At 59.7% G+C, this 15,280-nt stretch carries 12 protein-coding genes and 1 rRNA gene; 8 read left to right on the forward strand and 5 right to left on the reverse strand.

What is annotated here, in order from left to right; translation table 11 throughout:
• Positions 1–49 precede the first annotated feature (49 nt).
• A 5S ribosomal RNA gene (gene rrf, locus A7J50_RS10400) occupies positions 50–165 on the forward strand.
• 81 nt (positions 166–246) lie between these two features.
• On the opposite strand, the gene A7J50_RS10405 is transcribed toward rrf, so the two are convergent.
• On the reverse strand, positions 247–1,137 hold the full coding sequence (locus A7J50_RS10405; protein ID WP_064451707.1) for a LysR family transcriptional regulator: 891 nt from the start codon (positions 1,135–1,137) through the stop codon (positions 247–249).
• A gap of 102 nt (positions 1,138–1,239) precedes the next feature.
• Here A7J50_RS10405 and A7J50_RS10410 point away from each other — a divergent pair, with 102 nt between their 5' ends.
• Together A7J50_RS10410 and mrdA are read left to right on the forward strand one after the other, a co-directional pair.
• A complete protein-coding gene (locus tag A7J50_RS10410) occupies positions 1,240–2,655 on the forward strand; it encodes an aldehyde dehydrogenase family protein (RefSeq protein WP_064454897.1) in 1,416 nt (471 codons plus the stop codon).
• A gap of 134 nt (positions 2,656–2,789) precedes the next feature.
• Positions 2,790–4,682: a penicillin-binding protein 2 gene (gene mrdA, locus A7J50_RS10415; RefSeq protein ID WP_064451708.1), complete on the forward strand. Its 1,893-nt coding sequence runs from the start codon at positions 2,790–2,792 to the stop codon at positions 4,680–4,682.
• Between the two features lies 1 nt (position 4,683).
• Here the strand turns inward: mrdA and A7J50_RS10420 are convergent, their stop codons facing one another.
• Positions 4,684–5,085, reverse strand: a complete 402-nt coding sequence (locus A7J50_RS10420) for a GFA family protein (protein WP_064451709.1) — start codon at positions 5,083–5,085, stop codon at positions 4,684–4,686.
• Positions 5,086–5,184: 99 nt separating this feature from the next.
• On the opposite strand from A7J50_RS10420, the gene A7J50_RS10425 reads away from it, so the two are divergent.
• Positions 5,185–5,652, forward strand: coding sequence for an SRPBCC family protein (locus tag A7J50_RS10425; protein ID WP_064451710.1), 468 nt, complete (start codon positions 5,185–5,187; stop codon positions 5,650–5,652).
• Positions 5,653–5,828: 176 nt separating this feature from the next.
• Here A7J50_RS10425 and A7J50_RS10430 read toward each other — a convergent pair whose 3' ends face one another.
• The gene (locus A7J50_RS10430; protein ID WP_064451711.1) at positions 5,829–8,063 is read right to left on the reverse strand and encodes a TonB-dependent receptor; all 2,235 of its coding nucleotides are present in this window, start codon (positions 8,061–8,063) and stop codon (positions 5,829–5,831) included.
• A 217-nt stretch (positions 8,064–8,280) separates the two neighbouring features.
• Between A7J50_RS10430 and A7J50_RS10435 the strand changes: the two genes are divergently transcribed.
• The 4 genes from A7J50_RS10435 (at position 8,281) to A7J50_RS10450 (ending at position 12,683) form a co-directional block, all read left to right on the forward strand.
• On the forward strand, positions 8,281–10,638 hold the full coding sequence (locus A7J50_RS10435; protein ID WP_064451712.1) for a DNA polymerase II: 2,358 nt from the start codon (positions 8,281–8,283) through the stop codon (positions 10,636–10,638).
• Positions 10,639–10,709: 71 nt separating this feature from the next.
• Positions 10,710–11,288 (forward strand): GNAT family N-acetyltransferase, encoded by a 579-nt coding sequence (locus A7J50_RS10440; RefSeq protein WP_064451713.1) that lies wholly within the window; start codon positions 10,710–10,712, stop codon positions 11,286–11,288.
• A 13-nt stretch (positions 11,289–11,301) separates the two neighbouring features.
• Positions 11,302–11,934 carry a glutathione S-transferase N-terminal domain-containing protein gene (locus tag A7J50_RS10445; RefSeq protein ID WP_064451714.1) on the forward strand — a complete coding sequence of 211 codons (633 nt, stop codon included), beginning with the start codon at positions 11,302–11,304 and terminating at the stop codon, positions 11,932–11,934.
• A 164-nt stretch (positions 11,935–12,098) separates the two neighbouring features.
• Complete coding sequence (locus tag A7J50_RS10450) at positions 12,099–12,683, forward strand: DUF4174 domain-containing protein (RefSeq protein WP_064451715.1); 585 nt, start codon at positions 12,099–12,101, stop codon at positions 12,681–12,683.
• Positions 12,684–12,803: 120 nt separating this feature from the next.
• Here the strand turns inward: A7J50_RS10450 and A7J50_RS10455 are convergent, their stop codons facing one another.
• Positions 12,804–13,826, reverse strand: a complete 1,023-nt coding sequence (locus tag A7J50_RS10455) for an acyltransferase family protein (RefSeq protein ID WP_064451716.1) — start codon at positions 13,824–13,826, stop codon at positions 12,804–12,806.
• Between the two features lie 43 nt (positions 13,827–13,869).
• Positions 13,870–15,279 (reverse strand): lipid II flippase MurJ, encoded by a 1,410-nt coding sequence (locus tag A7J50_RS10460; protein ID WP_064451717.1) that lies wholly within the window; start codon positions 15,277–15,279, stop codon positions 13,870–13,872.
• Position 15,280 lies beyond the last annotated feature (1 nt).

Below are 15,280 nucleotides of genomic sequence, written 5' to 3' on the forward strand. Positions count from 1 at the left end.
CCAATTTGCTGAAGCGAGGCCATCTGGTCACGACTCAGTACCCGAATTTCTTGACGACCATAGAGCATTGGAACCACCTGATCCCATCCCGAACTCAGCAGTGAAACGATGCATCGCCGATGGTAGTGTGGGGTTTCCCCATGTGAGAGTAGGTCATCGTCAAGATTAAATTCCAGAACCCCTGTTTGCTAACGCAGACAGGGGTTTTGTTTTGGGCGGTCGAAAAGTGAAGCGCTACGGCTTTTCCTAAAATCCTTGCTGCTTGATCAGCTCAATTAGTGCTCTCAGACCGGCCGGTATATGGCGTCTTCCCGAGTAGTAGAGGCGTAAAGCGTCGAAAGGGGGTGTCCATTCTTCGAGCGCCCGCACCAACGTCCCCTTCGCCAGGTCTACAGAGGCATTCCATTCCGTTAGATACGTCAATCCCATTCCAGCTCTGGCTGCCTGAAGCATCAACGTTGGATTATCAAGTGTCAGCGCGCCTCGTACGTCAACTGCAATGGTTTCGCCGTGGCGCTCAAACTCCCAGCGATAGATTGAGCCACTTGGCATCCGGCTCCGGATACATTCATGAGCGCTTAGATCCAAAGGGTTCAAAGGGGCAGGGTGCCTGGCAAAGTAGGCTGGGCTACCCAATACGGCAAACCTCTGAGGCGGGCTGATATCAATCGCGATCATGTCTTGTGGAACGCTATCGCCAAGACGAATGCCCGCGTCAAACCCTTGAGCCACAATATCCACCAGCCGACCTTCAGTGACGATATCCACGTTCATCAGCGGATAACGCCGCATGTACTCCAGCAGCAGCGGCATTACCTGCTTGGCGGCACCTGCTGAAGTATTAAGCCGTAATGTGCCACTCGGCGCCGCCTGACTATTGCCCGCTTGTTCAAGCGCCACACGGATAGTCGAAAGGGCGGGTGTGATCGTGCTGACAAACTCTGTCCCTATTTCTGTCAGCGACACACTTCGCGTCGTACGATGAAACAGTCGAACGCCCATCCGCGCTTCAAGTGTGGCGATTGAGTGGCTGAGCGCTGATGTCGATACATTCAGCTCGGTCGCCGCTGCCCTGAAACTGCGATGTCGCGCAACGGCCAGCACCGCTTCCAGTTCATTCAGTCCGGATGTGTTCATTGTCCTGGATCGCTCATCAAGTCATGCGGCGTTGTGCGGATTATCAGGTCAATCATAGTGGCTTACCGTAAGGCATACCAACTGAGTGCCCTCGGAGGCTTCATGCATCAGGTCGACCAGATCTACATCAATGGCCAATTTGTTACGCCCCACGGCGAAGAACTTTTTGACCTGTTCAACCCAGCGACCGCCCAGTGTATTGGTCAGGTTCGCCTGGCTGATGAGCAAGATGCAAACAACGCGGTCAGCGCCGCAAAACAGGCATTTCCCGAGTTTTCACGCACGACAAAATCCGCGCGTGTCGATTATCTGAAGTGTATGCATGCCGCGGTCGCAGCCATAGAGACGGAACTTACAGGCGCCATCATCGAGGAGTACGGCGCCCCGGTATCCCGTGCACGGTGGATGGCCAAGCATGCAGCAAGTGTGCTTCTGGACGCGGCGGCCGTGCTTGCTGACTACGACTTCACGCGACGCATCGGCATCGCTGATGTGACGATGCAGCCACTGGGTGTTGCCGGGCTCATCACCCCTTGGAACAGTAACGCCGGCTTCATCTGCGGCAAGCTGGCCGCAGCATTGGCGGCCGGTTGTACAACAGTGATCAAGCCGAGTGAAATGAGCGCCATCCAGACATCTATTGTCACGCGCGCTCTGCACGAGGCAGGCTTGCCACCCGGTGTATTCAATATTGTCACCGGGCGTGGTGAAACCGTAGGCACCGTGCTGAGTGCGCACCCCGACATTGCCAAAGTCTCATTCACTGGCTCTACCTCTGTAGGCAAACAGATCCTGATGGCTGGGGCGCAAACGCTGAAGCGCATCACACTGGAGTTGGGTGGTAAGTCGCCGGTATTGATACTCGATGATGCCGATCTGAAAAAGGCCATACCCATGGCACTTCAAGCCGGATTCATGAACAGTGGCCAGGCGTGTATTGCCGGTACCCGCATGCTTGTGCCTGCCCACCGCGTGGCTGAAGTAGAAGCGCTGATCGTCGAGGAAATGGTCGCTATCCGAGCGGGCGACCCCAATGACAGCGACACGAGTATCGGCCCGATGGTCAGTCTCAAGCAGTGGCAGCGGGTTCAGCGATATATTCAGATCGGCATCGAAGAGGGCGCGCATTTACTGGCGGGCGGTCTTGGTTTGCCTGATGACCTCGGTGCCGGCTGGTTTGTCAGGCCCACCGTATTCAGTCGTGTCACAAACCAGATGACCATTGCCCGTGAGGAGATTTTCGGTCCTGTCCTATCGATCATCACTTACAGCGACGAGGAGGACGCGCTGGCGATTGCAAATGACACGCCCTACGGTCTCCAGGCTTACATTCTGTCATCCGATCTGCCGAGGGCTCACGCGTTGGCTGCTCGCATCGATGCCGGTCGCGTGTTAATCAACACCCTGGCCCACGAGCCCCGTGCGCCCTTTGGTGGCTTTAAACAATCAGGCATCGGCCGTGAGTATGGCACTTTCGGTTTGGAGGCCTTTCTGGAGCCAAAATCTGTACTCTCCTGACAAAACAGCATGCCGTTGGGGAAATCGATGCAAAGTGTTTCTGCATTTTTGGTATGGTGCAGCACATTTTCACAAGGATTGATCTGTCATCCGCAGGACGCGGCGTCGACCTTCTTCAACGAGATGCTGTAGAAATGCCTGAACCGATACCGATCAAGGATCACGAAAAAGAAAACCGTCTGGTCAACAAGCGTTTGTTCGCCTGCGCGCTGTTGGTAATTGGCATTACTTGCGCCCTGGTCGGGCGCATGTATTTCCTGCAGGTTGTGCAGTACGACTACCACTCGACGATTTCTGAAAACAACCGCGTCCACGTATTGCCGATTACGCCAACTCGCGGCCTGATTTATGACCGTAATGGCGTGGTTCTGGCTGACAACCGCCCCAGCTATAACCTAATTATCACTCGCGAGCGCACCACTGACCTTAAGGGCGAATTGGACGCCATCGTCAACCTGCTGCATTTGCCGGCAGAAGATCGCGCGGTGTTCGACAAAGCGCTGAAGCAGGCCCGCCATCCTTTCGTGCCCGTTACGTTGTTCTACGAATTGACCGAAGAACAGATCGCCGTATTGGCTGTTAACGAGTTCCGCCTGCCCGGTGTCGACGTCGAGCCGCAATTCGTGCGTCATTATCCGCTGGGTGCGCATTTCGCCCATTCGATTGGCTACGTCGGCCGGATCAATGAAAAAGAATCCAAGGCGCTCGATTCGGTGGAGTACCGTGGCACCCAGTCTATCGGCAAGACCGGTATCGAGCGCTTCTACGAGTCCGAACTGCACGGCCATGTCGGCTATGAAGAGGTCGAGACCAATGCCCAGGGCCGCGTATTACGCGTGCTCAAGCACACCGATCCGATCCCCGGCAAAAACATCGTCCTGAGCCTCGATGTCAAACTCCAGGAAGCCGCCGAAGAAGCCTTGGGCGATCGCCGTGGTTCGGTCGTCGCCCTTGACCCGCAAACCGGCGAAGTGCTGGCCATGGTCAGCAAGCCGAGCTTTGACCCGAACCTGTTCGTCACCGGCATCAGCTTCAAGGAATACGCTGCGCTGCACGACTCCATCGATCGGCCGCTGTTCAACCGCGTACTGCGCGGGCTTTACGCGCCCGGTTCGACGATCAAACCGGAAGTGGCCATCGCGGGTCTAGACAGTGGTGTGGTGACCGCGCAAACACGAGTGTTCGACCCCGGTTACTACCAGTTGCCCGATTTTGACCACAAATACCGCAACTGGAACCACAGCGGCGATGGCTGGGTGGACATGGACGCGGCCATCATGCGCTCCAATGACACCTACTTTTACGACCTGGCCCACAAACTGGGGATTGACCGCCTGCACGACTACCTGGCCGAATTCGGTCTGGGTCAAAAAGTCTCACTGGATATGTTCGAAGAGTCGGCCGGCTTGATGCCTTCCCAGGCCTGGAAGCGTGCGACACGGCGTCAACCCTGGTTCCCGGGCGAAACCGTAATCCTCGGCATTGGCCAGGGTTACATGCAGGTCACGCCGTTGCAACTGGCGCAGGCCACTGCGTTGATCGCCAACAAAGGTGTATGGAACCGGCCGCACTTGGCCAAGACCATCAATGGCGTGCCGCCCGTGGACGAAAACCCGATGCCTAACGTGGTTCTGAAAGATCCGCGTGATTGGGAACAGGTCAACCACGGCATGCAACTGGTGATGCACGACCCGCGTGGTATCGCTCGTGCGGCGGCGCTTGGCGCCCAATACCGGATTGCCGGCAAGAGTGGTACCGCGCAGGTGGTGGCAATCAAGCAAGGTGAGCGCTACAACCGTAACAAGACCCTTGAGCGCCATCGTGACAACGCCCTGTTCGTTGGCTTCGCGCCGGCTGAACACCCGAAAATCGTGATCTCGGTGATGATTGAGAACGGCGAGGCCGGTGGCCGCGTGGCAGGCCCTGTGGTGCGGCAAATCATGGATGCCTGGCTGCTCGATCAAGAAGGCCACCTGAAGCCGCAATATGCGACGCCGGCCAAAGCGCCAGGTGACCCGCACGTCTAAGTCAGGCCTTCCACTCGTCCCATTGTTCCAGGCTTTCATAAGCCAGCCAGGGCACATCATGGGCTGTCCAGATGTGCGAGGTGGGCCGGACGCCCGGATCATCATCCAGTGTCGCCACCCGCACAATCACATGGGGCTGATGCCCGCGCTCTGCCACCAGGTGTGAGCCGCAGCGCGAGCAGAAATGCCTGAGTTTGCCCGGCGATGACTCAAAAGCCGACAGCAGTTCTTCACCCTGCGTCCAGCGAAAGTGCTCACGCATCACCCCGGCTGTGGTCACAAAAGCGGCTGCATGCACCTTACGGCAGCTGTCGCAATGGCAGTGGCTGATGGGCATATCCAGGCTGTCAATTTGATAGCGCACTGCTTTGCAGAAGCAACTTCCATTCAACGGGTCAGTCATAAACGTATTGTCGGATCAAGGATAGGGTCATCATCATCGCGCACAACCCAAGGTTGCGCATTGGTCGATGTCGCCTACTGTCAATGGAGGAGGTGACTTATGCACGTATTAGATCGCATCGAACGAAAGGTCCTGCTCAACGCTTCACGCAAACAGGTCTGGGAAGCACTCACCGATGCCGAGCAGTTCGGCAGCTGGTTCGGCATCGCCCTCAAGGGTAAAACCTTTGCCGCTGGGGAAACCATCGAGGCGCCGATAACCTACCCTGGCTACGAACATGTCGTGTGGAAGGCCAGGATCGAACGCGTCCTGCCACAAACCCTGTTCTCTTTCTGGTGGCATCCTTACGCGGTGGAGAAGGACGTGCCCTACGACAAGGAAACGCCGACCCTGGTCGAATTCACCATCGAGGATCGCGCGCCCGGCATCCTGCTGCGGGTGGTCGAATCAGGCTTTGACGCGGTGCCCGAGGCCCGACGCCAGAAAGCGTTCAAGATGAATTCCCGTGGCTGGGATGAGCAAATGAGCAACATCGAAACCTATCTCGGCCAGGCCCGTCGCGCCTGACCCAAACGGGCATCTCGAGGATGCCCGCCTTCGTTGCAATCAGTCTTCGTGAACCGTGGTGATTGGCCGGGTGACCGGTTTTTTTTCAGGTCGATGTGGGTAGTCATCAATTGCACCTGTATCGGGTGGTGGGTCAGCGATGCGCCAATCCGCTGGCCCACCCGGTTGTAACGGTTTTAGAAATCAACCGTCGCCGATAACTTGGCTACTCGCGGATCACCTTGGGTCAGATAGCCGCCCAACGCCGACTCCCAATACTTGGTATTCGCTACGTTTTCCACGGTGGCGCCCACCGTCACATCGCGCTGGGCCACCTTGAAGTTGTAGCGAGCCCCCACGTCGAAGCGGTTCCAGGTCGGCAGGCTCAGGTTGTTGGCCGCATCGGCGTACTGGCCGCCGGTGCGCAACATACGTCCGTTCACGGTCACGCCTTGCAGGCCGGGCACATCCCAGTCCACGCCGGCGTTGAGCTGGAACGTCGGCACGCCGATGGCACGGTTGCCGTCGTTGGCGCCGTTTTGCGTGCCGTTGACTTCAGTGTGAATAACGGTCGCGCCGCCCAGCAGGCGCAGGCCGCTGACCGGCTCACCGAAGACGCTCAGTTCTACGCCCTTGTTGACTTGCTCGCCCTGGAACACAAAGGTCGCGCTTTGATCTGCGTTCAGTTGAGAGTAGCCCTGAGTCGGTTGCTCGATTCGGTAGACACCCAAGGTCGCCCCGTAGGTGCCCATATCAAGCTTGACGCCGGCCTCGGTCTGTTTCGAACGAGCCGGTGCTAAGGTTTGGTTGGCGTTGGTCACGGTGGCGTTGCCGAACGTGGTCGGTGCAGTCGGCCCGGAAGCCAGGCCTTCGATGTGGTTGGCATAGAACGACACGTGGTCCCAGGGTTTGAATACCAGGCCATACACCGGCGTGGTGATGCCCTTGGCGTAGTTGGCGGTGCGCGTGCCTGTGCCGTATGCATAGCCCTGAACCACCAGTTCCTGGCGGCGCAGACCGGCAGTGAACAGCAGGCGGTCATCCATGAACCCCAAGGTGTCTGACACTGCCGCGCTGCGAGCGAATGTCTTGGCGGTGATGCCAGGGTCGTTCAGGTCACTGCCGGCGGTGTAGCCGCCCTTGGCCGGCGCGGCCACGTCGGCTGGATTATAGAGGTTGGTCGCCTGGCTGCCGGAGGCAAAGTCAAACGCGTTGCGTGCCTGGGTCCAGATGCCGGTCAAGCCCAGGTTCAATTTGTGGCTGACAGATCCTGTCTGGAACTTGCCGTTCAGGCCGGCCATCAGGCTGGTGTTGTCTTCCTGGTGAGCGATGTTCGAACCGCTGACGGTGGCATTACCCAATGCGTCGTTCAGGGTGACCGACGAGTAACGCCCGATCTCGTTGGTGTGCTTGGCGCCGCCAGCGACATAGGCAGTCCAGTTGTCGTTGAGGTCGTACTCGCCACGCAACATGCCGAAGGTATCTTCAAGGCTGGTGGTGCCCCAGTTCGGCGCGTAGTTGGTGTCGGCGGACGGGGCGTTCGGGATATGGGTCAGCCCATTGCCGAGCAACACCGTATTGCGGCCGCCATTGACTTGCTGCTTCTGATAAACAAAGTCGCCCGACAAACGCAGTGCATCACCGCGGTAATCCAGCCCGACGGAGAACAGCTTCGAACGCTGGTTCTCATCGTCGACCGCAGTATCGCCTTCACGCTGGGACAGGTTCACCCGCGCACCAAAGCGGTTGTCCTCGCCAAAGCGCTGGCCGATGTCGAGGTGTTCACCCATCCGCCCATCACTGCTGATATCCGTGCTGAAACGGCGCAGCGGCAGATCATCGGCGCGCTTGGGTTGCAGGTTTACGCCGCCGCCAATGCCTGAGCCGCCGGGCGTGACACCGTTGATAAAGGCATTGGGGCCCTTGAACACTTCAACCCGTTCCAGGGCGTCGGTGGACATGATCTGGCGCGGCAGGATGCCGTACAAGCCGTTGAACGAAATATCGTCGCCATTGAGTGGCAAGCCGCGAATCACGAAGGCCTGGGCCTGGTTTGCGTAGCCCGATGCCTGGCGCACGGACGCATCATTGAGCAACACATCGCCGACGGTTTGCGCTTGCTGGTCGCGAATCAATTTCTCGGTATAGGAGGACATGCTGAACGGCACATCCATGATGTCCTGGTTGCCCAGCACTCCCAATTGGCCACCGCGTGCAACCTGGCCGCCAGCGTAAACCGGGGGCAGGGCGTTCGGCGCAGGCGCCTCGGCATTGATGTTGGTGGCGCCCAATTCCAGTGTGTTGCCGTCCTGACGGTTGTTCGCATCCTGCGGGGTGACTGGGGATGCAGCATGAGCGGTGAGGCTCAGAGAACAGCAAAGGGCGAGCAGGGTCGGGCGAAACGGTACAGAAAGTCGGCTGCAAGTGGGCATGGTCGATCCTGACGGCGAACCGTCAATGTGAGGAAAAGGGCAACAACGTTGCGCTTCCTCGCTGCGCGGATACGACTCCGGTGCAAATGATAGTGATTGTTATTAACATTCTGCAACAAATTTGTGGGATTGCAGTCTGGGCGCGCGTTAACGTGCCGCGTTTGGCCGGATGCCGAGTAGAATCACGCCCTGAAAGCGATTCCTGAGGTGCGGTACGGTGGATTTACAGCAGGGTTTTGTCCTGACCCGGCATTGGCGCGACACCCCGGCGGGCACGGAGGTCAGTTTCTGGCTGGCCACGGACCTCGGGCCGCGGTGCATCCGTCTCCCCATGCAAACCTCGGTCATGTTTATCCCCGAGGCCCATCGCAAGCATCTGGATTGGCTGCTCAAGGGCGAGCGCGATATCGAGTTGCGCCCGTTGCAGCTGTGCGATTTCCACCATCGACAGGTCCTGGGCCTCTACACCCGCCAGCACCGCCAAATGATGGACCTGGAAAAACGCCTGCGCGCTGCGGGAGTTGATGTATACGAAGGCGACGTGCGCCCGCCCGAGCGCTACATGATGGAGCGCTTCATCACCGCCCCGGTGTGGTTCGGTGGTACACCGGACGTGAATGGCACGCTGCTCGACGCACACATGAAACCCGCGCCCGAGTACCGTCCGCCGCTGAAACTGGTGTCTTTGGACATCGAGACCACTGCCCAGGGCGAGCTGTATTCCATTGCCCTCGAAGGCTGCGGCGAGCGCCAGGTATACATGCTCGGTCCGCCGAACAAGACCGATGCCGTCGACTTCAAGCTCGACTACTGCAACACCCGCGGCCAATTGCTCGAACGCCTCAACGCGTGGCTCGCCACCCATGACCCCGACGCGATCATCGGCTGGAATGTGGTGCAGTTCGACCTGCGTGTACTCCACGAACATGCCCAGCGCCTCAACGTGCCCTTGCTGCTGGGCCGTGGCGGTGAAGCCATGGCCTGGCGCGAACATGGCAGCCGCAATCACTATTTTGCGGCAGCCGCGGGGCGCCTGATTATCGACGGCATCGAAGCCCTGCGTTCGGCTACCTGGAGTTTCGAATCCTTCAGCCTTGAAAACGTCGCGCAAACCCTGCTTGGCGAAGGCAAGGACATCTCCACGTCTTACCAGCGCATGGATGAAATCAACCGCATGTTCGCCGAGGACAAGCCCGCCCTGGCGCGCTACAACCTCAAGGACTGCGAGTTGGTCACGCGGATTTTCGAGAAGACCGAGCTGCTCAAGTTCCTGCTGGAACGGGCCAGCGTCACCGGGCTGCCGGCCGACCGCAACGGCGGCTCCGTCGCCGCGTTCACCCATCTGTACATGCCATTGATGCACCGCCAGGGCTTTGTCGCACCGAACCTTGGCGACAAACCACCCCAGGCCAGCCCCGGCGGGTTTGTCATGGACTCGCGGCCCGGCCTCTACGAATCGGTGCTGGTGCTGGATTACAAAAGCCTCTACCCGTCGATCATCCGCAGTTTCCTGATTGACCCGGTCGGTCTGATTGAGGGCCTCAAGCACCCCGATGACAGCGAATCGGTGGAAGGCTTTCGCGGTGCGCGTTTCTCGCGTAGCCGGCACTGTTTGCCGTCCATCGTTGCACGCGTTTCCGAAGGGCGCGAAGTGGCCAAGCGCGAACACAACGCGCCACTGTCCCAAGCCCTGAAAATCATCATGAACGCGTTCTATGGCGTACTCGGTTCCAGCGGCTGTCGGTTCTTCGACACCCGGCTGGCGTCCTCAATCACCCTGCGTGGTCACCAGATCATGCGCCAGACACGGGAGCTGGTTGAGGCCAGGGGTTATGAGGTGATCTACGGCGATACCGACTCCACTTTCGTTTGGCTGGGCGGCGCCCATTCCCAAGAGGACGCCAGCCGTATCGGCCAGGAATTGGTGCAGTACGTCAATGCGTGGTGGCGTGCGCATTTGCTCAATGAGTTCGGCCTGCAAAGTGCCCTGGAACTGCAATACGAAACCCACTTCAGCCGCTTCCTCATGCCGACCATTCGCGGCGCGGAGGAGGGCAGTAAAAAGCGTTACGCCGGCTTGGTCGTGCGCGCCGATGGCAGCGAAGAAATGGTCTACAAAGGCCTGGAAACCGTGCGCAGCGACTGGTCGCCCCTGGCCCGGCAATTCCAGCAGGAACTCTACCAGCGCATCTTCCATCGCCAGCCCCATCAAGACTATGTGCGCGACTATGTGCGTCGAACGTTGAGCGGCGAACTCGACGACCTGCTGATCTACCGCAAACGCCTGCGGCGTCAACTGGATGACTACGAGCGCAATGTCCCGCCTCATGTGCGCGCTGCGCGCCTGGCGGATGAATACAACGACCGTCTTGGGCGCCCACGTCAGTACCAGCGGGGTGGCTGGATCAGCTACGTGATCAGCGTCAACGGCCCGGAACCGCTGGAGGTGCGGCAGGCACCCATCGACTACGACCACTACGTTACCCGTCAATTGCAGCCGGTGGCCGATGCGATCCTGCCGTTCGTGAATGATGATTTCGGCACCTTGGTCGGCGGGCAAATGGGCCTGTTCTAAAACGCTTGCCTGGAGGCCGTGAGAGCCTGCACTCTTGGCCTCTAAAGACCCCTCGGACGGCGCGCCTCTCCATGAACCAGATCACTCTGACCGGCACTACGGTCGAACTTCAACCCCTGCAACGTGAACATGCGGCTGCACTGGTCGAGGCTGCCGCCGACGGCGAGCTTTGGAACCTCAACGTTACCCACGTGCCGGGCCCCGAAACCGTCGCCAAGTACATCGACCTCGCCATCGCCGGGCGTGAGGCCGGCACCATGATCCCGTTCGCCATTGTGCGTCGCGACGGCGGCCAGGTGCTCGGCAGTACACGCTTCTGGAAGGTCGACCGGGTTAACCGCAAGCTCGAGATCGGCCATACCTTCTTGGCGCAATCGACGCAAAAAACCTCGGTCAACACCGAATCCAAATTGCTGCTGCTGACCTACGCCTTCGAAGTGCTGGAGTGTGTGCGGGTGCAGTTCACCACGGATGAACTCAACGAAAAATCCCGCGCCGCCATCCTGCGTCTGGGTGCCGTGCAAGAAGGCATTGTGCGCCACGAACGCATCATGCCCGACGGGCGCAAGCGCAACTCGGTGCGCTTCAGCATCATCGATTCGGAATGGTCGCAGGTGAAGGCCAATTTGCAGGCCAAGCTGCTGCGATAAGGAGGAAGCACTCATGTACACGCTCTACGGCATTGATGAATCCGGCTCCTGCATGATCGAAATCGCCTTGCAGCGTTGCGCGGTGCCGTGGCGACGGATCGACGCCAGTTCCTGGGACTACAGCGAGGGCAGCGAAGCCCTTGCACGGATCAACCCGCTCAAACAGATACCGACCCTGGTCACCCCCGATGGGCAGGTGCTGACCGAAAGCGCCGCCATCCTGATCCACCTGGGCCTGGAGTTTCCCGCTTCCGACCTGCTGGCCGGCAACCGCGCGCAGATCCTGCGTGGCCTGCTGTACATCGCTGCCAATTGCTACTCGGCAATCGGCATCATCGACTATCCGCAGCGCTGGCTGGGCAATGCGGATGAAGCGGTGCAGGCGCAATTGATCACCGGTACGCGTCGCTATCTGCATCATGCGTGGGTGGTCTTCGCCGAACAGTTTGCCGACCAGTTGTTCGCCCCGAACGCCGTGCCGAATGCACTGGGCATCATGGCCGCAGCGGTGTCGCGCTGGGACGAGGCGCGCGAGGTGTTGGGCAACTTGGCGCCAGGCTTTGCCCAGACACTGGTGCAGGTGGACACCGACCCCATCGTGGCGCCCGTCTTTGCGCGACATTGGCCGGAATGGGACGTCTCGTAATGTTTCCGCAATCAGAAGAAACAATGACCGTTGCCCCCACTCAACCCCTTGCGTAGCGGGCGTCCTGACCTACGCTTCTTAACGTGGTGTAGGAATCATCCTTGAATTTGACTGTCGCAGACATGAAACTCAAGAACCCTGCATGGAATTCAAAGGAGGTGCGCATGCTCATCCGGTCGCTGACCCTGGCTACCTTGATGGCTTTTACGGGGCCGCTGTTGGCCGCGGATGATATCAACCCGCTCAAGCAGGACTTGGGCAAGTCCCGCCCGCTGGTAGTGGTGGAGCTGGATTCCGGCAACGAAACGCTGGCCACCCTCAAGAAACAGCTGGACGAGCCTGCCAACAAGCAGTCCTTTGAAGAGCGCAGCATGGTCTTCTACACCGTGAAGTTCGGCAGTATCGGTGCCGAAGGGGAGAAGTTCGCCAAGGACGCGAAGGACAACAAAAAGCTCACGCCGCCTGAAACCAACGCGCTGATCCGCGCCCTCAAGTTGGGCGCCGGCAGCGGCACCAAAGTGATCCTGGTGGGGAAGGACGGCGAAAAGAAAGTCGAGAAAACCGTGCCACCGGATACCCTCGATCTGAAGGCGTTTTTCAGCGCGATCGACCAGATGCCGCAGGCTGAAAAAGACCTTGCCGCGCCTGCCGAGCCGGAGCCTGCCGCAGCTGCTCCAGCCAAGGGCGCCAAAGCGGCCAAGCCCGCAAAACCCGGCAACAAGCCTGCCGCGCAACAACTGGATGATTGAAAATACCTAACCCCTGTGGGAGCGGGCTTGCCCGCGATGACGCAGTGTCAGTCAATACACCTTTGAATGACCCATCGCTATCGTGGGCAAGTCCGCTGCTGCAAGTGTGTCGCAGCCTTTTCAAGTTTTTGGGGCTTTACGCACCGGAAACGGAAAGTAGAAAAACCGCAAGAACGCCACTCGCTTGATCACTTCCCCGATCAGCAACGGCACGACTACCGCCACCACCAGGCCCAGGCATGCGGCCAGGAAGGGATGCAGACCCAGGCGCTCCATCAGGTCGACGGTCTTGTGCTGGATTTCCCCATGGAAGATCAACAGGATCAGGGTCGACTGGCCGATATACGTCATCGCCCGCGTGATGACGGCCGACACCATCAGCACCCGCGCCAATGCCCAGCACGCGTACACGCCGATCACCGCCAGCAGGCTGGTCCACAACCAGTGGTCGTAGCGCCGTTGTGCCAGGTCCATGGTGGCGTGGCTGTAGAGGAACACTGCGGCGAACAATGCCACCGCAATCACCACCGTCAGCAGCGAGCCCTCATGCCTGCGCAGCCAGTCGCGCAACAGGTAGCCGTAGATGAAATAGGTGCTGCTGATCAAGGTGACTTCAAGGCTGAACGGGAGGCCGGGCAGCGTCCAGGTGTGCCCGCCGACGGTCACCGGTATTTGCCAGAACCACGGCAATACCCAAATACCGATTAACAGTTGCACCACTATCAGCAGGCAGCTCACCGGCAGTGACAGTTTCAGACGCTGGATCAGTCGCAGCATCAACCAACTGAACAGAATCGCCACCCAGAAATGCGGCAAAAACCACAGGGCCTGCCACGGAATGGTGTCCACCGAGGCGTACAGCACACCGCCGATATCCGGCAGCAGCGGTTGCCAGCGCAACACCGCGCGCACGATCACGTACACCAGCATGGTGAAGAAAAACGGCTTGAGCAGGCCGTCGGCCTTGCGTATCGCCATTTCCACAAAAGGTTGCTCGGGCTTGAAGAACACCCCGGACAGGAAAAAGAACAACGGCAATATGAACGAGGCGATGATCGGATAGAGCACGTCCGGCGAGTTAGCGACAAACCAACTGTGGCCATACACGATCATCAGGATGCCGATGCCTTTGGCAATATCCATCTGAATCCAACGATGTTTCAAGTGATCACCCCCAATTGCTCGTTCATGCCTTGCGCCACGGCTTCAGCCATAGCCCCATACTCAACAACACCACGGCGCCGGCCAGGGTACTCAGCCCCAGTTGCAGCCACACGCCTTGAATTCGAAACAGCGCCAGCGCTGCCAGGCTCATCAGCCCTGCACTGAGCAGCCATTGCCGCGCCCAGGGCAGGGCGTCGAGCAACGACTGGCGCTGCATCAGCAGCAATGCGGTGCAAATCACGCCCGCCAAGGCGGCCAATGGAATACCCGCCAGGCCAAACACAAAGGGCAGGGCGCCGAGTAACAGCACATTGACCAGGCTACCCAGCAACTCGCAACGCAACGGCTGGCGTGTATCGCCGGCGGCGTAGGCATAACGCGCCAGCAACGCGTTCCACGCGCCGAATACGAGCGGCACGGCAAACCACGCCAGCAGCAGCGGCAACGGCGAGTCGGCCGATTGCTTGGGCAGCAACAACGCCACCAGGCTGGGTGCTGCTGCCACCAGGCCAACGCCGGCAGGCAACGTGAGCACGCTGGCGGTTTCCAGGCCGCGTTTGAGCAAGGCCAGGCGCTCATCGCCCTGGCGTCGGCTCATCATGCCCAGCAACACTTGGTTGAGGCTCATCAGTGCAATCAGCGGCAGGTTCATCAGCTTGCGGGCGAGGTTGACCCACGTCACGGCGCCTTCGCCGAGCAGCGACGCCACCAGGCGCTCGATCAACGCCAACCCCTGGCTGGCACCATTGCTTAACAGCAACGGCCCGATGCGTTGGCCCAGTTCCCGCAACGGCGTGAACGACAACTGCCAGCGCCACGGCCGCCAGCCCTGACGCCAGATCGACGGCAGCAGTGCCAGTGGCATCAACAGACTCCCGGCCACACACGCCAAGGCGAGTGTGTGCGGTTGAGTCGCGGTGCCCGCCAGGGCGAGGTACGTCACCGGCGGCAGGTTGAACAGCAGCGAACCCAGGCCCGCTAGCACAAACCGCTCACTGGCCTGCAACGGAATACTGAACAGTGCATGCAGCATCAACCCCGGCACGCACCAGGCCACGATCTGTAAGTTGCTACCGGCAAGCGCCGTCGCGCTGGCCGCCAACCCTGGCCCGAGTAATTGCACCAGCCATGGCGCCAACAGCGTCAGCAACAGGCTGGTGACCAGCGCGATCAGCATCAGCGCCGGGAACAGCACCGCCAGCCAATCCAGGCGTTCAGCGTCCTTGCGTTCCAAGTACAGCGGCAGCGCGGCGGCGCTCAATACGCCACCGGCCAGCGACATGCGCAACGCCTCGGGCAAAAACAGCGCGATCAGGAACGCATCGCTGCGTTCGCCCGCGCCCCAGGCGGCAACCAGCAACCACTCGCGGGCAAACCCGAGGCACAGGCCAAGCAAGGTCGCAAGCGTCAGCCAGACGGCAGAACCGAGCATG

Source organism: Pseudomonas antarctica (assembly GCF_001647715.1).
Taxonomy (GTDB): Bacteria; Pseudomonadota; Gammaproteobacteria; order Pseudomonadales; family Pseudomonadaceae; genus Aquipseudomonas; species Aquipseudomonas antarctica_A.